Genomic DNA, 17,505 nt, shown 5'->3' with positions numbered 1-17,505 from the left:
CGCTCGCGCTATCTGGAGGCGTCGATGGTGAGGCTGTTCCATTTCAGCGACGACCCGGCGATCGAGCGGTTCGAGCCGCGGCCGGTGCGCGTGCCGTCGGACCGCCCCGCGGGGCGGGAGTGGCTGAACGGCCGGCTGGTCTGGGCGATCGATGACGCGCATCAGATGCTGTACCTGTTCCCGCGGGACTGCCCGCGGATCCTGGCTTGGGCGACGCCGCAAAGCTCGGCGGCGGATCGGAAGCGGTGGCTCGGGCCCGGAGAGCCCCGGGCCGTCGCCTTCATCGAGGCCGCCTGGATCGACCGGCTGCGCTCGGCCATGATCCATCGATATGATCTACCGGCCGCGACCTTCCGCAGCATCGAGGATGCCAGAATGTGGGTGTCGGAGGCGCCGGTAGTCCCGTTCGGCCGAGTCGCGCTGGCCGGGCTCGACGGCGAGCTGGCGCGGCGCGGCGTGGATCTCCGCATCGTCGACTCCTTGGCGCCGCTCGCCGCCCTGTGGGACAGCAGCCTGCATGTCAGCGGGATCCGGCTGCGCAACTCGGCCACCTGGCAGCCAGCGGGATAGGCCGCTGGCGTATTCCGAGGCACCGCGCTAGGATCGTTCCGTCTTTGTTCCGGAGGATCCGTGGCGAAACGGGCCGGCAGTGCCGATCTGCCCCTGCATCACGGCCGGGTGCCCGCCTGGCTCGGCCGGCGCATGTCCCGGCTGGGGGCGGTGATCGCCGCGGCGATCATCCATCATTACGGCCGCGACGAGTTCCTGCGCCGCCTGGCCCACCCCTTCTGGTTCCAGTCCTTCGGTGCCGTGATGGGCATGGACTGGCACTCCTCGGGCATCACCACCAGCGTGATCGGCGCGCTGAAGCGCGGCCTGCAGCCGATGGCGGGCGAGCTCGGCCTGCATGTCTGCGGCGGTCGCGGGTCCCATTCCCGGCAGACGCCGGCGGAGCTGATCGCGATCGGCCAGCGCGTCGGCTTCGACGGCGCGGCCCTGGCCAAGGCCAGCCGGCTGGTCGCCAAGGTCGACAGCGCCGCCGTGCAGGACGGCTTCGACCTCTATCTGCACGGCTTCATCGTCGCCGATGACGGGCGCTGGGTCGTGGTGCAGCAGGGCATGAACGGCGACAGCCGCCTGGCCCGCCGCTACCACTGGTGCTCCGAGGACCTGAAGAGCTTCGTCGAGGCTCCGCACACGGCGATCGAAGGGCCCGGCCAGGGCGTGATCGTCAACCTGACCGACCGGCGGGCGGCGGCCTCGCGCCGGCGCCAGCTCGACCTGCTGCGCGATCTCGGCCCCGACCGGATCATCGGCGAGGTGGCGGTTCTGGAGGGGCGGGTCCCGCCGCCGCCGGACCAGCCGGCGTTGCCGCACCTCGTCATGCCGGCGCATCACGACGTCCGGCCCAAGGACGTGATCCTGCGCCGGCTGCACGGGGCGCTGGCTGCGGCGGCGGACCGGGCGCCGGAGGATTTCTCCGAGCTGCTGCTGGTGCCGGGCGTCGGCGCCCGCACCGTGCATTCGCTGGCCATGGTGGCCGAGGTGGTGCATGGCGCGCCCTGCCGCTTCGCCGATCCCGGCCGCTTTTCCCTGGCGCATGGCGGCAAGGACCGGCACCCCTATCCGGTGCCGACCCTGGTCTATGACCGGACCATCGCGGTGCTGAAATCCGCCGTTGCCCAGGCCAAGCTGGGCAATGACGAGCGGCTGGACGCGATCCGCCGCCTCGACGACCAGGCGCGGCGGGTGGAGCGCCACGCCACCGGCCCGACCCTGCCGGAGCACATCGCGACCGAGCGCGGTCGGTCGCATGAGTATGGCGGCCGCAGCGTCTTCGGCTGGGAGCCGCCGCCGGCCGAGGTCTCGGCCGATAATCCGGGCAATGCCACGAAAATACCTTGATTGCCGCCGGATCGAAGCGACCGGGTCGTGCGTTGTGGGTCTGAGCGTTGGTGGGTCCGGCCCGGTGGGTCGCCCCGGCAGCAGAAGGACAGGACTGATGATCTCGACTCGCCGCATTCTGGCCGGCGCCTTGACCGCCGTCGCGGTCACACTGGCGGTGTCGACCCCGGCACTCGCCGACGGCTGGAAGAAACATCGCGGCTGGGGTCCGCCCTGGCGCCACAACCATGGCTACTATTACGACCGTCGCCCGGATGTGGTGGTGGTGCAGCCGCGCCCACGCTACTACTACGAGCGTCCGCGGGTGTACTATGAGCGTCCGCCGGTCTATTACGAGCGCCCGCCCGTCTACGTCGAACGGCCGCCGGCCTACTACGCGCCGCCCCCGGCCTATTACGCGCCGGCCCCGGGCATCTCGGTCAATATCCCGCTGCGCTTCGACTGAGGCCCGGCATGCAACAGTCCCTGGTGCGCCTGTCGCTCCTGGCGCTGCTCGCCCTGACCGCCGCCGCCCCGACGCTGCTGCTGCAGCCGGCGACGGCGGTCGCGGACGATGATGACGATGATGACGATGATGACGACGACGACCGCTGGCGCCGCCATCATCGCCACCGGCATTGGCGCGACGGGCCGCCGCCGCATTACTACTACCGGCCGCATCGCGACCGGGTGGTCGTTTACGAGGATCGTCCGGCCTACTATGTAGGGCGCCCGCGGCGGGTCTATGTCGAGCCGCCTCCCCCGGTCTATGTGGCGCCGACGCTGGGGATCACGATCAACATCCCCCTGCGCTTCGATTGAGTCCCTCAGCCGGCTGTGGTGCCTTGCCGCAGCCGGCTTTTGCCGCCCCCATCAATTCCGCTTGCAATCGTCTGGCGAAGGCCTATCTTGAGATTGCGAATGATTTGCAGTCGCTGTAGTGGCTGCAGTCGTTCATGAGATCACGGATCGGGCGGGCTGGACGACCTAGCCGCCGCCATCGTGAAAGCCGTCGATCCGTCGACGATCGGGCCGGTCCCTGGCTGGCGTTCCTCCGGCCCGATCCACACTTGAAGCCTCCGGAGCCTCGCTCCGGGGGCCTTTTTCATCGGGTGCGGCGGGCCAGGATGATGCCGGCCAGGGCCAGCGCGCCGACGACCGCCATGGCGATGCCGATCCATTGCATCGCGTCGGTGACGACGAACTGGTTGGACTGGAACCACTCCACGCCGCCGCGATTGCCCAGCACCGCGGCCAGCTGCAGCGCGGTCCAGGCGATCCCGACCCGCAACGGCCCGGCGCCGCGCCCCAGGATGGCGGCGAATCCGGCCAGCATCGCCAGGGCATAGGCGGGATCGCTGCTGACGCCCCAGGACAGCGACACCGGCACCCGGACGTCGAGGCCGTAGAGCGCCCACAGCACGACGGCTGCGGCCAGCGGGCCAGCGACCGGCAGGCCGAATCCAGGGCTCAGCGCCACCGCCAGCAGCACCACGGCGACGGCGAGATAGCCGATCAGCGAGACCTGGCCGATCAAGTCGGGAACGGACCCGCCGGCCACGGTGGCGGCGTGGACCAGCAGCGGCAGTCGGATGGCGTTCAGCCAGACGATTGGCGCCAGCAGCAGCATCAGCCCCAGCGCCGCCGCCGCGACCGCGGCCGGTGACGCATGGGTCGAGGCTGCCGGCGCCGCGGCGGTCGGGCTGCGCCAGGTGACGAAGGCCAGGGCCGCCGCCATCGCCGCCCAGAACAGGTAGGGGCCGAGCGGGATCGCCAGCGATCCGGTGGCCGGCGTCAGCACCACCGCGACGGCGTTGCCCAGGATCGGTCCGAACAGCGTCGCTGCCGCGACCGCGATCACGGCGATGCGGCCGCCCGATCCGCCGCCCAGCCGGATCAGATGCAGGTGGTTGCCGACCACCAGCCCGGCGGCACCGATCACGGCGGCGATCCACAGCAGGCTGGGCAGCAGGATCGGATCGCCGGGCTCCAGCGGCCGGCGCAGCATGGCCAGGAAGCCGGCCAGCGCCAAAGCCACCAGGACGCCGCCGGCGATGATCGCCGGGCGCTCGCCGCCGCGCCGGGCGATGGCGGCCCAGCCGAGGAACGGCAGCAGCGCCAGCAGCGATTCGGCCGTCACCAGCCCGAAGGCGCCGGCCTGGGCCTGCAGCGCCGGCCCGATTGCCGGAAGCACCCCGGCATGCAGCAGCGGCAGGGTGCTGGCGCCGAGGGCGAGCCCCAGCACCGGCCGCACCAGCAGGGCGGAGGGCAGAATTGAGGAGGGGCCGCGAACCGCCATGCCGGTTCCTTTCCGAATCGCCGAGTTGCCGCCCGGTCTACGGCAAAGGCTTCTTCACCGAAAGGAGGGTCAGAGGTCGATGCGCCAGCGCAGCGATTCGGCGCTGCCATAGGCCTCGGCCTTGCGGAAGCGTTCGATCAGCCGGCCGCCATTGGCCAGGATCACCCGCTGCGAGGCGAGGTTGTCGGGATCGGTGGTCAGCTCGACATGGGTCAGGCCCTGCGCCCGAACCTCCGGCAGCAGCAGCGTCAGGCCGCGCCTGGCGTAGCCGCGGCGCTGCTTCCAGGGCACGACGCTGTAGCCGATATGGCCCAGGACATGCGGCGGCAGGGCAGAGGTGCCCGGCTGCCAGCGGAAGCCGAAGCTGCCGCAGAATTCGCCGTCCCACAGCCAGCGGTAAAAGCCGGGCAGCCGCGGCACCGTGCTGCCGTCCGGCATCGCGATCGGGCCGCCGCGGGCCTCGGGATCGTCCAGCCCGGCGACGAAGCCGGCCGGGTCCTGCGCGATCCGCTCCAGCTGCTCGCGCGCCGCCGCGTCCTTGCGGACGGTGTCCGGCGACCAGCCGCGGCGCAGCGCGTCGGCAAATCCGGGCAGGCGGTCGAGGGAGGGGGCGATCAGGGCGACGGTCATCTGTTCCTGGTAACGGAAAGCCCGCCCGTGGCGCAATGCCACGGGCGGGCTTCCGGTCGGAGCCGCGGTCAGAGACCGTTTGGAAATGCGCTGGTGTGAGTCGGCTGGTGGTGGTTTCGAGAACCGGCGCGCAGCGGACATTTGAGTCCGTGAGCACCGGAAGCGGAGAAACCGCCATCAGACGGCCGCGCCAGTAGCATTTCCAAACGGTCTCTCAGCGGTGCAGCGAGCTGGCCGCATCCTCGAGCGCCTTGGCGACCACCGCAGGGTGGGCGACGAAGGCGGTGTGGCTGCCGGTCACCGACACCACATGGGCGCCGATGCGCTCGGCCTCCCAGCGCTCCAGGTCGGGGTTGATCACCCGGTCGGCGGTCGACACCAGGAACCAGGAGGGCAGTGTCTTCCAGGACGCGGCGGTGACCTTCTCGCCGAAGGCCGCGACGGCGATCGGGCCCTGGGTGGCGGCCATCACCGCCGCCTGCGCCGGGCTGGAATCGGCGGCGAAGGCGCTGTGGAAGCGGTCGGCCGGGATGGTGGCGAAGCCGTCCGGGCCCGGCTGGATGGCGTCGGCCTCGACCGCCGTCGGCTTGTTCTTGAACACATCGGCCGCAGATTCGCCGACATCCGGCGCCAGGGCCGCGACATAGACCAGGCCGGCGACCTTCGGGTCCTCGACCTGGGTGATCACCACGCCGCCCCAGGAATGGCCGACCAGCAGCGTCGGCCCGTCCTGCTGCGCCAGCACCCCCTTGGTGGCGGCGACGTCGTCGGCCAGCGAGGTCAGCGGGTTCTGCACCGCGGTGACGTGGTAGCCCTTGGCCTGCAGGGCGGCGACCACGCCGGCCCAGCTCGACCCATCGGCGAAGGCGCCGTGCACCAGGACGATGTTCTTGACGCCGGCGGGCGCCGCCTCGGCGGCCTGGGCCATGCCGAGCGACAGGGCGGCGACGGCCGCCAGGGCCAGCGCTTTGACGGAAACGCTCATCTGGAAACTCCGGACGCTGTATGGAGGCGGGGCCGGCCGGATCGCCGCCCCGGTTGTGATGATCAGACGACGGTCAGGCGGACGTTCAGGGTGCCGCTTGTGGCGTGCGAATAGGGGCAGACGACATGGGCGCGGGCGACGAGGTCCTCGGCGACGGCGCGCTCCAGGCCCGGCAGGGCGATGGTCAGGCCGACATCCAGGCCGAAGCCCTGGCCGTCGTCGCGCGGGCCGACGCCGACATCGGCGGTCACGGTGCTATCCGGCGCGATCTTCACCTTGGCCTGGCCGGCGACGAACTTGAGCGCGCTCAGGAAGCAGGCGGAATAGCCGGCGGCGAACAGCTGCTCGGGGTTGGTGGCGTCGCCGCCCTGGCCGCCCAACTCCTTCGGCGTGGTCAGGGCGACGGACAGCTTGCCGTCCTCGCTGGTGGCCCGGCCGTCGCGGCCGCCGGTCGCGGTGGCCTTGGTGCGGTAGAGGATGCTCATAATCGGTCTCGCTTGAATAGGGAGCGGCGGGTGCCGCTTGCGAGAAACTAGATAGCGCACAATTGAATTGCTCGCTATGCAATGCGCCAGAGGGCGGCCATGCGAAATTGAATGGTGCGCAATTCAATTGCCTGGGGTATCCGGTCGGATTGCCCTGTCACCGTCCCCCACCCGGGGAGATCCCGCGATGCCCGACACCCTGGAAGCCCCGTACCGCCTGTCCGACCAGCTGTGCTTTGCCGTCTACTCCACGGCGCATGCCTTCAACCGCGTGTACAAGCCGCTCTTGGACCGGATCGGCCTGACCTATCCGCAGTATCTGGCGATGCTGGTGCTGTGGGAGCGGGACGGCCTGGCCGTGAAGGCGATCGGCGACCAGCTGTTCCTCGATTCCGGCACGCTGACTCCGCTCCTGAAGCGACTCGAGTCCGCAGGGCTGGTCGAGCGCCGCCGCAGCCGCGACGACGAGCGGGTGGTGCACATCCACCTGACCCCGGCCGGCCGGGCGCTGCAGGCCGAGGTGGCAACGGTGTTCGAAGGCATCGGCTGCGCCTCCGGCCTGACGGCGGAGACCGCCGGCGCGCTGAAGCAGGCGCTGCAGGTGGTGCGCGACCAGTTGCAGGCCAGCGCCGCCGCCTGACGGCGGCGGGCGCGGCCGTCAGGTCAGCCCTTGCGGCTGGCGTCGGTCGACGGATCCAGCAGCCGGTGCAGATGCACCACGAAATAACGCTTCTGGGCGTCGTCCACCGTCGCCGCCGCCTTGGCCCGCCACGCGGCATAGGCCTCGGCATAGCTCGGGAACAGGCCGACGATGTCGACCTTCGACAGGTCGGCGAACTCGACGCTCTGCGTATCCTTGAGGTCGCCGCCGAGGACGAGGTGCAGAAGCTGCTTGGGCTGGTCGGTCATGGGCTTCACTTCGTGCCGAACATGCGGTCCCCGGCATCGCCGAGGCCCGGGAGGATATAGGCGTTGTGGTCGAGGCCGCGGTCCAGCGCCGCGGTGTAGATGCGCACGTCCGGGTGCTTGGCGTGCAGCGTGCGCACGCCTTCCGGCACCGCCACCAGCGCCATGAAGCGGATCAGCTCGTCCGGCACGCCGTGGCGGTTCAGCACGTCGACGGCGTGGACGGCGGAGTTGCCGGTGGCCAGCATCGGGTCGACCGCGATGAAGATCCGGCCCTGCGCCTCCGGCAGCTTCACCAGGTATTCGACCGGCATCTTGGTGTCGTGGTCGCGGTACAGGCCGATATGGCCCTGGCGGGCGGAGGGGATCAGCTCGATCAGCCCTTCGGTCATGCCCAGCCCGGCGCGCAGGATCGAGACCAGTGCCACCTTCTTGCCCAGCAGCACCGGGGCGTCCATGGCCTCGAGCGGCGTGTCGATCCGCTCCGTCGTCATCGGCAGGTCGCGGGTGATCTCATAGCCCATCAGCAGCGAGATCTCGCGCAGCAGCCGGCGGAATCCGTTGGTCGACCGCCCCTTGTCGCGCATGTGCGACAGCTTGTGCTGGATCAGCGGGTGGTCGAGGATGAAGAGGTTCGGGAATTCGGGCAGCGTCTTCATCGGGCCTCGGGCGCGGCAGTGTCGGCCCGACCATACAGGGTGGGGCCGGCGGTTCCAAGGGCCGGGCCCGCACCCCAGGCGGTCAGGCCTGTTCCAGCGTGAACCCCTCGTCCAGCCAGCCGGTCAGGCCGCCGATCATGATCTTCACCGGCCGGCCCAACTCGGCCAGCCGGATCGCGGCGCGGTCGGCGCCGTTGCAGTGCGGCCCGGCGCAATAGACCACGAACAGCGTGTCCTGCGGCCATTCGGCCATGCGCTCGGCGGTGATCGTCCGGTGCGGCAGGTTGATGGCGCCGGGGACATGGCCGGCGGCATAGGCCTTGGGCCCGCGCGCCTCGGCCAGCACGAAGCCGGGGGCGCCGGTGGCCAGGGCCTCATGCACGTCGGAGCAGTCGGTCTCGAAGGCCAGCCGGGCGCGGAAATGGGCCAGCGCCTCGGCGGCGGGGGCGGCGGGAATAGCGGTGACGGCGTTGCTCATGGTCGGTCTCCGTTGGCGTGGGCGCACTGTGCCCAAGCCGGACGGGCCAAGCCATTGGCACGGATGACAGGGATCGGGCAGATCTTGCCAAACCGCCACGCGGGTCAGGGCCGGAAGAAGCGATGGCCGCCGATGGTGAGGAGATAGGCCTCGGGCGTGGCCCAGGCCGGGGCGCCGACCCGCGCCGGGGCGTAGAAATGGGTGGCGCCCTGGGTCGGGTCGGTGAAGATGCCGGCCATCATGTGCAGCGCCACCGACCAGGCGATGCGGAACCGCGCTGCGTCGCGGATGGTCAGGTCGCCGGTGGTCCAGGGGAACTGGCCGCGGTCGGCGACCACGCGGCAGACAGTCTTGGGATAGGCCGGGCTGCGCAGCCGGTTCAGCACCACCTGCGCCACCGCCAGCTGGCCCAGCCGGGTCTCGCCCTGAGTCTCGAAATACACCGCATAGGCCAGGCAGCGGGCCTGGCGCAGCACCTGCGGCCGCTGCCGCGCATCAGCCAGCCGCAGCCGGCTGACGATCAGCCGGCGGATCTGCGCCGGGCCGGCGCGGCCGCGGACGGAGGGCTGGACGGTGGGGGCCGGCTCGGCTGCGGCCGGCGCGTCCGGGCGGCTCGGGATCAGGCTGCCGGGGGTCTCGTCCGGCGGCATGATCCAGCCTTCACCCAGTTCCTGGGCGCGCAGCCCCGGCGCCAGGCACAGCACCAGCAGCGCCGCCAGCAGCGGCGTGAGTCGGGCCGGCCGGCGCATCAGGGCGGCGCGGGCGGGAACAGCGGCAGCTCGATCGAACCGTCCGGGCCGGTCAGGGTGACCGATCCGGGGTCGATCCGGTCGACATGCCAGCCGGACAGATCGTCGCCCGGCCGGGCGGTCATGATCTCGCCGGTGTCGTCGCGGCGCAGCAGCGCCATGCCCTGGTCGCCGGCCAGGATCACGCCCTGCACCGTCACCGCGGGCGGCGGCTCGGCCGTCGGCGGCGGAGGTGGCGGCGCCTCGGCTTCCGGCGGTGGGGGCTGCGGGCCGCGGCGGCTCGGGTTGAACAGCGGCCGCTCCACCGTCTCCGTCAGGTCCGACAGCTCCGGCGCCAGCAGGGGAGGCGGCTCGGCGGCCGGCGCCGCCGGCGGCAGCGCCGCCTGGGCGTTGCCGGAGCGCACGACGGCCGGCACCGCGGCCGGGTCCTCCGGCTCCAGCAGATAAGACACGCCGATCGCGAGGGGACCGAGCACGACCAGGAGCCGGGTCAGGGGATGCCACGCCATGTCAGCTGCCCTCCGGCCGGCGCATCACGCCATAGACATCGACTGAGACCGTCAGCTCCGGATCCTCCTCGCCCTCGGTCGATTCGGTGCGGATGGTGAAGGCGGGGATGAACAGCGGCGGCGCCCCGGCCTCGAAGGCCTGCAGGATGTTGCGCAGCGCCTCGATCCGGGCGCCGAAGCTGGCGCGCAGCCCGACCCGGCTGTAGCCGCCGGGATCCGCCACCGCCGGCAGCACGGTCATGCTGTCGATCCGGCCGCCCTGGGCCGCGACGACGCCGGAGACCAGCTGCTGTAGCGAGGCGCCGGCGATCGCCGGGCTGGCGCCCTGCAGCGCTGGGGTCTCGCCGCCCGCCGCCGTGACCAGGGCGGCCTTGCGCTCCTCCAGCCGGTCGCGGGTCAGCGCCAGCCGGGCCAGCAGCGCCAGCTCCTGCCGCAGCCCGACTGCAGTATCGTCGGCGTCGCGGATGGCGACCGCCCCGGCGGCGAAGCCGAGGCCGAGCCCGGCCAGAACCAGCAGCAGCAGGCCGATGGCGATCAGGCGGCGGGCCGCGGGGCTGAGATCGATATTCATGGCTGCTCCGCCCCCGGAACCAGCGTGGCGCTGACGGCGAAGCGGTCCTGGCCGCGCTGCGGGTCGCGCACGCTCGGCGCCGCGAAGGCGACGGACTGGAACTGCGGCAGCGCCGACAGCACCGGGATCAGGCTGGCGGCATCATCGGCGAAGCCGCCCAGCCGCAGGGTGCCCTGGTCCAGCGACAGCTCGGTCAGCCAGGCGCCGTCGGGCAGGGTCCGGCTGACCGTCTCGATCAGGGTCGAGACGTAGGGCGTGGCGCGGCGCTGGGCGCCGAGATAGGAGCCGGCCTCCTCCAGCGCCCGGATCTCGGCCTGCAAAGCGCTGGCCGGCGCGGTCGCGGCCCGGGCGGTGGCCACCTGTGCGCGCAGATCCGAGACCACGGCCCAATGCGCCGCGACGGTCCAGGCCAGCCAGGCCGCCGCGATCGCGGCCGGGGCGCCGAGGCCGAGCCCGCCGAGCCAGGCCAGCCGCCGCAGCACCCGGCGGCGCTCGGCATCGATGTCATGACGCAGGTCCGGCCCCGGCGGCGCCAGCGGGTCCTCGCCGGCCAGATCGACCACGTCCGGGGCCCAGCCGGCAGCGCGGGCGGTCTGGACCGCGATATCCACCTGTTCTCGCGGCATCGCCGTCAGCTCGACCGCGATGGTGGCGGCGTTGCCGGTCGGGGGCAGCTGGCGGGCGGCGAAGGCGGCGGTGCCGGGCGGCCAGGGGGTCAGCCGGTCGATCTCGAAGCGCAGCACCCGGCCCAGCGCCGCCTCGGCCTCGCGCGGCAGCATGATGCGGCGGCGCAGCCCGGCCTCGGCCGGGAAGCGCAGCACCACCTCGGCGCCGCGCCGCTGCGGGCCGCCGGCCGGGACTTGGCCCAGCGGCACGTCGCGCAGCACGCGGCGGCCGCGGGCCTCGATCAGCCGGGCGCCGTCCTCGCGCCACAGCAGGATCAGCCGGCGCCGGCGCAGGATCGGGCGGAACAGCCAGCGGTCGGGCACCAGCCCGGCCAGCTCGCGCCCCCACCAGCGCAGAAACACCGCCGCTCGGCGGCCCATGCCGGCGATCATGCCGGGTCCTCCCCCACATGCCGGCCGAAGCCGGCCTCCCGCCAGTCCAGGATACGATAGAAGCTCTCGCCGTCGGCGGCGACCCAGATCACCGCTTCGACCCGTCCGCGGGCGCCGCGGGCAGTCGCGGCCTCGACGCTGACGCCGTAGACCGGGCCTGCCCCGGTGCGCAGCCGCTGGCCGACATCCTGCGGCAGCAGCGTGGCCAGCCGTTCCGGTGTCGGCGCCGGCCGCTGCTGCCGGGCCCGCACCACCGCCTCGGCCTGGGCGCGGGTGACGCCGGGCAGGGCCTGCAGCACCAGCGGGTCGGCGGCGAAGGGATCGATCTCGGCGGCCGGCGACAGGACGGTGACCAGCGGCATCAAGGCGTCGGCCAGGGTCCGGCTGATGCCGGGCACCATGCGCAGCTCCTCGGCCGACTGGAACGGGCGCGCCAGCGCGGCCGGGTCGTCCGGGTCCGGCGCCGGGGCGGGGCGGGTGGGCTCGGGCCGGCTCACGGGCTGGCCGGCCTGGTTCGCGCCGGGCGGCTGGCGCTCCTGGTCGCCGCCGCGCCGGCGCAGGATCGCTGCCGCCAGGCGCGGCGCTTGTTCCGGCGTGCCCAGCACCACCGCGATCAGTCGCTGCAGCGTCTCCTCATCGGCCCGGTTCAGGTCGACCCGGCCGGCCTCGTCGCGGATGCGCACGACGATGCGGTCGTCGCCGAGCTCGGCGGGGTAGGGGGTGCCGTCGGCGCGCCAGCCGCGGTCATCGTCGGCGGTGCCCAGGCCCAGCACCGCCAGCTCGACGCCGCCGCGCAGCAGCGCCCGCAGGCGGATCTCCTCGGCGCCGTTGGCAGCGACCCGGGCTTCGGTCCGGCTGCTCAGGCTGAAGCCGATGGTCAGCATCGCCAGCATCACCAGCGTCCACAGCACGATCACCAGGGCAATGCCGCGCTCGCCGTGGCGCGGGCCGCGAGGCGCGGCGGGGCGGGGGTCAGCCGGCCTTGGCATCGCGCTGCACCGACAGGCTGCAGAAGCCGTCCGCGCCCGCGGCGGGCGGGGCGGCGGGGGCGTCGCCGGAGGGCTCCGCCGTGGCCTGGGCACCCTCCTGCGGCTGCGGCGGGGGCTGCTGCCGCCGCGGCGGCTGGCCGGCCTGCGGCCCCGATGGCGCATTCTGTCCCGCCGGCGCGCCCGGCTGCTGCGTGTCCGGACCGGCCGTCGCCGTGACGGTGCGGACGCAGGCGGCCTCGAGGTCGACCGGCAGAGGCACCACGATGTCGGGCCACACCGCCAGCCCCTCGGCGTCGCGGCTGCGCAGGCGGATCAGCCGCGGCGGCACCTCGAGGTCCGGCCAGGGCGAGATCCAGCGCGGCCGCTGCTCGCCGGGCACCGTGCCGAAATAATCGAAGCTGTACCGGACAGGCCCCCGACTCAGGACCAGGTCGTCGGTCGGCTTGGCCTCGGCGATGCTGCCGAGCCGCGGGTCGAAGCGGGCACGGGAATAGCGCAGGGTCGACTGGCCGGGCTGCACGTCGACATAGAAGAAGGCGATGGCCAAGCCGGGTTCGCTCGGAAAGCCCGGATCGGCCACCACCAGCCCGACCCGGTCGGTCTCGCCGCGGAAGGTGGCGGTCGGCTTGCCGCCGGGCTGGGCCTGCCAGGTCAGGCGCCGGGCCGCCGCCGCCTCGCGCCGCAGCGTCGACTGCACCAAAGCGATGGTCTCCGACGCCTCGGCCGCCCGGGCGCCGCGGTCCCAGCCGGCGGTGACGAAGCGCAGGCCGCCGGTCAGCAGCACCATGATCAGCGCCAGCACCACCATGGCGATGATGGTCTCGAGCAGGGTGAAGCCGCGCTGGTCACGGGCGCTCATTGCACCGCCACCAGCGCCAGGGTGGTCATTTCGAAGCGCGGGCCAGAAGCGGCCGCCTCGACGGCTATGCGCAGCCGGGCCAGCCGGGCTTGGCGGCCGCCCACGGTCACCGTCTGGCGCGGCGCCTGGTCCCAGCCGTCGGCGACGATCCGCCAGCGATAGCCGTCATCGGTCTCGCCGGACAGGGTGCCGCCCGTCCGCAGCGGCGTCGGCAGCGTGTCCAGCTGCGCCGCCAGCCCCTCGGCGACGATGGCGGCGCGTTGCAGCCCGTCGGCGCGGGCCAAGCCGGTCAGCCCGGTGCCGAAGATCCGGAAGATCACGGTCAGAATCAGCCCCAGGATGGTCAGGGCGACCACCACCTCGATCAGGGTGAAACCGCGCTCACGCGCCCCCCGTCTATGCTCCATCACCGGCCTCCGCGATCCGCACCCGGCCGGTCAGCCAGTTGACCTCGACCCGGTAGGCGCGGCCCTGGCCGGCCAGGCGGATGGTGCCGCCGGTCGACCTTCCGTCCGGCAGGAAGCGGATGCCCGGCCGGCCGTCGCGGTCGGCGGCGATCCCGGCGCTGGTGACGTCGACCGCGATGCCGTCGGCGATGCGGTGGCGCAGCGGCGCCGCGACCGGGCCGAAGCTGCGGCCCACCGGGTCGATCACCACGCCCTGGGGGCCGTCGCGCAGGATGGCGTCGCTGCGCGCCTGCCGCAGCTCCGACGCCAGCGTCGCCACGGTGCGCTTCAGCTGGGCCTGGGCCGAGCCGCGTGCCAGCATCGGCGGCACCAGCGCCGCCACGACGCCGAGGATGACCAGGACCACCAGCAGCTCCAGCAGGGTGAAGCCGCGGCTGCCCTGACCGTGGGCGCGATCACCAGCTGGTGATGTCGGCGTCATCGCCGCTGCCGCCCTCCTTCCGGTCGGCGCCCAGGGAGTACAGGTCGAAGGCGCCGTGCTGCCCCGGCGCCCGGTAGTTGTAGGCGCTGCCCCACGGATCGTCCGGCAGCGCATTGCTGCGCAGATAGGGGCCATTCCAGCCGCGCACTCCGCCGGGGTTGGCCATCAGCGCCTTCAGCCCCTGGGCGGTGGTCGGATAACCGCCGACATCGATGGCGTAGAGATCGAGGGCGGATTTGAAGTTCTCGATCTGCAGCCGCGCCGAATCCGCTCGGGCGCCGCCGAGATAGGACAGGATCCGCGGCCCCACCAGCCCGGCCAGCAGGCCGAGGATGACGAGCACGACCAGCAGCTCGATCAGGGTGAAGCCGGCCTGGCGGCTGCGGCGGATAGCGGGCGTGTGGTTCGGAGTCTCGGGCATGGTCTCTCAGAAAGCGAGGTCGTTGATGCTGATGACGGCCAGCAGGATGGACATGACGATGCCGCCCACCGCCAGGCCGAGGACGATGATCAGGGCCGGCTCGACCAGCGTGACCAGCCGCTTGATCGCGGCCTCCAGCTTGCGCTCATAGGCGTCGGCGACATGCGCCGAGGTCATGTCGATCCGCCCCGTCTCCTCGCCGACCCGCAGCATCTGCACGGCGAGCGGGGGGAAGATGCCGATCTCGGCCAGCGGGTCGGCCAGCCCCCGCCCTTGCCGCACGCCGGTGATGACGGTCTCCATCGCCGCGCTGACCGCGGTGTTCGAGACCACGTCGCGCGACAGGGCGATGGCCGAAGGCAGGTCGACGCCATTGCCGACCAGGGTCGCCAGGGTGCGGCAGAAGCGGGCGGTCGCCAGGGTGCGCACCAGCGGGCCGATCAGCGGCAGGCGCAGCATGGCGCGGTCCCAGACCAGGCGCGGCCCGGGCAGGGCCAGGACGCGGCGCACGGCGATCACCGCGGCGACGATGCCGATTCCGACCATCCAGCCATAGTCCTGGCAGAAGCGGCCGATGGCGATGACAATGGCGGTCGGCGTCGGCAGCGCCGCCCCGGCATCCTTGAAGATGGTCTCGAACTGCGGCACCACGAAGGTGAGCAGCAGGAACACCGAGGCCAGCGAGACCACGACCAGGATGGCCGGGTACAGCATGGCCGTGACCACCATCTCGCGGGTCTTCTCGCCGCGCTCGCGCAGCTCGGCCAGCCGCTCCAGCACCACGTCGAGCGTGCCGGAGCTCTCGCCGGCGCGGACCATGTTGACGTAGAGCCGCGGGAACACCGGCCCCTGCTCCTCCAGCGCCGTGCTCAAGCTGGTGCCGGCCCGCACTCGCGCCAGCACCTGGCCGGACAGGGCGGCGATCGGGCCGGTACCGTGCGCCAGCGTCACCAGCGCCTGCTCCAGCGGCTGGCCCGCGGCCACCAGGATGGCCAGCTCGCGCGTCATCGTCGTGATGTCGCCGGGCTTCGGTCCGCGGCGGCGTCCCAGGCCGCCGGCCGCGGCGCTGCTGCGGCCGGCCTGGGCCCGCACCGGAGCCATGCTCAGCGGCAGGATGCCCGCGGCCTCCAGCCTCGCCGTCAGGCTGGCCTCGTCCGCCGCCTCGGCCCGGCCCTCGACCACCGCGCCGCTGCCGTCGATCGCCTTGTATGCGAAGACCGGCATCGCCTCACCACTCCTCGGTGACGCGATGGACCTCGTCCAGCGTGGTCAGTCCGGCCAGGCATTTGTGCAGCCCGTCCTCATACATCGTGACCATGCCGGCCCTGCGCGCCGCCTGGGTCAGGGCGGCGGTGGAGATGCGGTCGCGCAGCAGGTCCCGGATCTCGTCGTCCGGGACGAAATACTCGAAGATGCCGATCCGGCTGGTGTAGCCGAGGTCGTCGCAGGCGCTGCAGCCGACTGCCTCGTACAGCTGCGGCGTCCCCGCGGCCAGCGGCCGGACGGCGGCGGCGCGCTCCACCAGCCCTGCCGGAGTATCGACGGGCCGCCGGCATTCCGGGCACAGCCGCCGCACCAAGCGCTGGCCGATCACGCCGGCGATGGTCGAGGTCAGGAGATAGCCGTCGACATGCATGTCGAGCAGCCGGTTGATCGACCCGGTGGCGCTGTTGGTGTGCAGCGTCGACAGCACCAGGTGTCCGGTCAGCGCGGCATGCACGGCGATGTTCGCGGTCTCGCCGTCGCGGATCTCGCCGACCATGATCACGTCCGGGTCATGGCGCATGCAGGACCGCAGCACCCGGGCGAAGTCGAGGCCGATCTGGGGGCGGACGTTGATCTGGTTGACGCCCTTGATCTGGTATTCGACCGGGTCCTCGACGGTCAGGATCTTCCGGCTCGGCTGGTTGAGGATCCGCAGCGCGCCGTACAGGGTCGTGGTCTTGCCGCTGCCGGTCGGGCCGGTGACCAGCAGGATGCCGTGCGGCCGGGCCAGCTGCTTCATCAGCAGCGCCTCGACCTCCGGCGCGAAGCCGATCGCGGACAGCTCGATGTCCATCCCCGCGGTGTCCAGCAGGCGGATGACGACGTTCTCGCCATGCAGGGTCGGCACGGTGGCGACGCGCATGTCCATGCTGCGGCCGCCGACCGTGAAGCGGGCCCGCCCGTCCTGCGGCAGCCGGCGCTCGGCGATGTCCAGCTTGGACAGGATCTTGATCCGGCTGATCAGGGCCGGGGCCAGCCGCACCGGCGGCGCCTTCATCTCGCGCAGCAGGCCGTGGATTCGGTAGCGGACCTTCACCTCGTCGCGGTAGCACTCGACATGGATGTCCGAGGCGTGCATCCGGATCGCGTCGCTGAAGATCTGGTTGACCAGGCGGATGACCGGCGCCTCCTGCGCCAGGTCGCGCAGATGCTGCACATCCGGGTCGCCGGCCGCCTCCTCGCTCTCGGCCCCGATGTCGTCGACGATGCGCTCGACTGCGGACCGGCCGCTGTCGAAATAGCGGGCGAAGGCGTCGTCCAGGTCCTCGGTGGCGGCGACGCAGGGCCGGACCGGCCGGCGCGTCGCCAGCTCCACCGCCTGCCGGGCATAGGCGTCGCCCGGATCGGCCATGGCCAGGACCACGCCGTCCTCGGCCTCGGCCAGCGGCAGCACCCGGCTCTCGCGCAGGAACCGGGGCGACAGCCTGCCGTCGAACAGCGGCGCCGGCGGGAAGGCGTCGCGGCCGACCAGCGGCACGCCGTGCTGCAGCGACAGGGCCAGCGCCTGGTCGCGGCCGGACACCAGCCCCAGCTTGGACAGCAGCGCCGGCACGCCGTCGCTCGAATTCTCCTGCAGGCGCGACACACGCGCCCGGTCCTCGGGGCCCAGCTTCCCGAGCTCGACGAGAATATCCAGGAGCGGTCTCACATTGCCCTTCCGGTGCCGGTCCCCAACGCGACCCGCCGCGCATCCCATCATCGCCGGGCGACGGGCGCGCGGCAATCTCGACCGCGCCGGGACAGCGGTCAAACGAAATGTTTTTGTCTTATCAATAGGTTGCTCAGCTGATTTCAATAAAACTTAACATGAATGCAACAATTCCGCTCGAATCGAAGCCGGCAGCGCTTGTCACTTGTGGTGCGGGGGCC

Annotated in this window: 23 protein-coding genes; 5 read left to right on the top strand and 18 right to left on the bottom strand. The window is 72.3% G+C overall.

Annotation, left to right across the window (positions count from 1 at the left end):
• The first annotated feature begins 24 nt into the window (after positions 1-24).
• The 4 genes from QFZ27_RS03800 to QFZ27_RS03785 all read left to right on the top strand — a co-directional run bounded on the left by QFZ27_RS03800 (position 25) and on the right by QFZ27_RS03785 (position 2,706).
• Positions 25-570, top strand: coding sequence for a DUF6886 family protein (locus tag QFZ27_RS03800; protein ID WP_429224758.1), 546 nt, complete (start codon positions 25-27; stop codon positions 568-570).
• 60 nt (positions 571-630) lie between these two features.
• Complete coding sequence (locus tag QFZ27_RS03795; protein WP_429224757.1) at positions 631-1,905, top strand: DUF763 domain-containing protein; 1,275 nt, start codon at positions 631-633, stop codon at positions 1,903-1,905.
• Positions 1,906-2,002: 97 nt separating this feature from the next.
• Positions 2,003-2,350, top strand: a complete 348-nt coding sequence (locus QFZ27_RS03790) for a hypothetical protein (protein WP_429224756.1) — start codon at positions 2,003-2,005, stop codon at positions 2,348-2,350.
• Positions 2,351-2,358: 8 nt separating this feature from the next.
• Positions 2,359-2,706 (top strand): hypothetical protein, encoded by a 348-nt coding sequence (locus QFZ27_RS03785; RefSeq protein ID WP_429224755.1) that lies wholly within the window; start codon positions 2,359-2,361, stop codon positions 2,704-2,706.
• 283 nt (positions 2,707-2,989) lie between these two features.
• On the opposite strand, the gene QFZ27_RS03780 is transcribed toward QFZ27_RS03785, so the two are convergent.
• The 4 genes from QFZ27_RS03780 to QFZ27_RS03765 all read right to left on the bottom strand — a co-directional run bounded on the left by QFZ27_RS03780 (position 2,990) and on the right by QFZ27_RS03765 (position 6,283).
• Entirely contained in the window at positions 2,990-4,183 is a 1,194-nt protein-coding gene (locus QFZ27_RS03780; protein ID WP_429224754.1) for a hypothetical protein, read from the bottom strand.
• Between the two features lie 69 nt (positions 4,184-4,252).
• Positions 4,253-4,813 carry a GNAT family N-acetyltransferase gene (locus tag QFZ27_RS03775; protein ID WP_429224753.1) on the bottom strand — a complete coding sequence of 187 codons (561 nt, stop codon included), beginning with the start codon at positions 4,811-4,813 and terminating at the stop codon, positions 4,253-4,255.
• Positions 4,814-5,027: 214 nt separating this feature from the next.
• Positions 5,028-5,798, bottom strand: a complete 771-nt coding sequence (locus QFZ27_RS03770) for an alpha/beta fold hydrolase (RefSeq protein ID WP_429224752.1) — start codon at positions 5,796-5,798, stop codon at positions 5,028-5,030.
• A gap of 62 nt (positions 5,799-5,860) precedes the next feature.
• Positions 5,861-6,283: an organic hydroperoxide resistance protein gene (locus QFZ27_RS03765; RefSeq protein ID WP_429224751.1), complete on the bottom strand. Its 423-nt coding sequence runs from the start codon at positions 6,281-6,283 to the stop codon at positions 5,861-5,863.
• Between the two features lie 187 nt (positions 6,284-6,470).
• Between QFZ27_RS03765 and QFZ27_RS03760 the strand changes: the two genes are divergently transcribed.
• Complete coding sequence (locus QFZ27_RS03760) at positions 6,471-6,923, top strand: MarR family winged helix-turn-helix transcriptional regulator (RefSeq protein ID WP_429224750.1); 453 nt, start codon at positions 6,471-6,473, stop codon at positions 6,921-6,923.
• Positions 6,924-6,946: 23 nt separating this feature from the next.
• Here the strand turns inward: QFZ27_RS03760 and QFZ27_RS03755 are convergent, their stop codons facing one another.
• From QFZ27_RS03755 to QFZ27_RS03690, 14 genes are all read right to left on the bottom strand, one after another.
• On the bottom strand, positions 6,947-7,192 hold the full coding sequence (locus tag QFZ27_RS03755; protein ID WP_429224749.1) for a DUF4170 domain-containing protein: 246 nt from the start codon (positions 7,190-7,192) through the stop codon (positions 6,947-6,949).
• A 5-nt stretch (positions 7,193-7,197) separates the two neighbouring features.
• Complete coding sequence (gene upp, locus QFZ27_RS03750; RefSeq protein WP_429224748.1) at positions 7,198-7,848, bottom strand: uracil phosphoribosyltransferase; 651 nt, start codon at positions 7,846-7,848, stop codon at positions 7,198-7,200.
• Between the two features lie 82 nt (positions 7,849-7,930).
• Entirely contained in the window at positions 7,931-8,326 is a 396-nt protein-coding gene (locus QFZ27_RS03745; RefSeq protein ID WP_429224747.1) for a rhodanese-like domain-containing protein, read from the bottom strand.
• 104 nt (positions 8,327-8,430) lie between these two features.
• Positions 8,431-9,075: a cell wall hydrolase gene (locus QFZ27_RS03740; RefSeq protein WP_429224746.1), complete on the bottom strand. Its 645-nt coding sequence runs from the start codon at positions 9,073-9,075 to the stop codon at positions 8,431-8,433.
• Entirely contained in the window at positions 9,075-9,584 is a 510-nt protein-coding gene (locus QFZ27_RS03735; RefSeq protein WP_429224745.1) for a hypothetical protein, read from the bottom strand. The genes QFZ27_RS03740 and QFZ27_RS03735 overlap by 1 nt, the downstream gene beginning before the upstream one ends.
• A 1-nt stretch (position 9,585) precedes the next feature.
• Positions 9,586-10,155 carry a type II secretion system protein GspM gene (gspM, locus tag QFZ27_RS03730; RefSeq protein ID WP_429224744.1) on the bottom strand — a complete coding sequence of 190 codons (570 nt, stop codon included), beginning with the start codon at positions 10,153-10,155 and terminating at the stop codon, positions 9,586-9,588.
• Positions 10,152-11,213: a PilN domain-containing protein gene (locus tag QFZ27_RS03725; RefSeq protein WP_429224743.1), complete on the bottom strand. Its 1,062-nt coding sequence runs from the start codon at positions 11,211-11,213 to the stop codon at positions 10,152-10,154. Before QFZ27_RS03725 ends, gspM begins: the two co-directional genes overlap by 4 nt.
• Positions 11,210-12,202, bottom strand: coding sequence for a type II secretion system minor pseudopilin (locus QFZ27_RS03720; protein ID WP_429224742.1), 993 nt, complete (start codon positions 12,200-12,202; stop codon positions 11,210-11,212). The genes QFZ27_RS03725 and QFZ27_RS03720 overlap by 4 nt, the downstream gene beginning before the upstream one ends.
• Positions 12,186-13,061, bottom strand: a complete 876-nt coding sequence (locus QFZ27_RS03715) for a prepilin-type N-terminal cleavage/methylation domain-containing protein (protein WP_429224741.1) — start codon at positions 13,059-13,061, stop codon at positions 12,186-12,188. The genes QFZ27_RS03720 and QFZ27_RS03715 overlap by 17 nt, the downstream gene beginning before the upstream one ends.
• Positions 13,058-13,468 (bottom strand): type IV pilus modification PilV family protein, encoded by a 411-nt coding sequence (locus QFZ27_RS03710; RefSeq protein WP_429224740.1) that lies wholly within the window; start codon positions 13,466-13,468, stop codon positions 13,058-13,060. Before QFZ27_RS03710 ends, QFZ27_RS03715 begins: the two co-directional genes overlap by 4 nt.
• On the bottom strand, positions 13,458-13,949 hold the full coding sequence (locus QFZ27_RS03705) for a GspH/FimT family pseudopilin (RefSeq protein ID WP_429224739.1): 492 nt from the start codon (positions 13,947-13,949) through the stop codon (positions 13,458-13,460). The genes QFZ27_RS03710 and QFZ27_RS03705 overlap by 11 nt, the downstream gene beginning before the upstream one ends.
• Positions 13,924-14,370 (bottom strand): type II secretion system major pseudopilin GspG, encoded by a 447-nt coding sequence (gene gspG / locus QFZ27_RS03700; RefSeq protein WP_429224738.1) that lies wholly within the window; start codon positions 14,368-14,370, stop codon positions 13,924-13,926. The genes QFZ27_RS03705 and gspG overlap by 26 nt, the downstream gene beginning before the upstream one ends.
• A gap of 6 nt (positions 14,371-14,376) precedes the next feature.
• Positions 14,377-15,594, bottom strand: coding sequence for a type II secretion system F family protein (locus QFZ27_RS03695; RefSeq protein ID WP_429224737.1), 1,218 nt, complete (start codon positions 15,592-15,594; stop codon positions 14,377-14,379).
• A gap of 4 nt (positions 15,595-15,598) precedes the next feature.
• Complete coding sequence (locus QFZ27_RS03690) at positions 15,599-17,284, bottom strand: GspE/PulE family protein (protein WP_429224736.1); 1,686 nt, start codon at positions 17,282-17,284, stop codon at positions 15,599-15,601.
• Between the last annotated feature and the right edge of the window lie 221 nt (positions 17,285-17,505).

The organism is Inquilinus ginsengisoli (assembly GCF_050434925.1).
Taxonomy (GTDB): domain Bacteria; phylum Pseudomonadota; class Alphaproteobacteria; order DSM-16000; family Inquilinaceae; genus Inquilinus; species Inquilinus ginsengisoli_B.
This window is presented reverse-complemented; position numbering and strand designations above follow the sequence as displayed.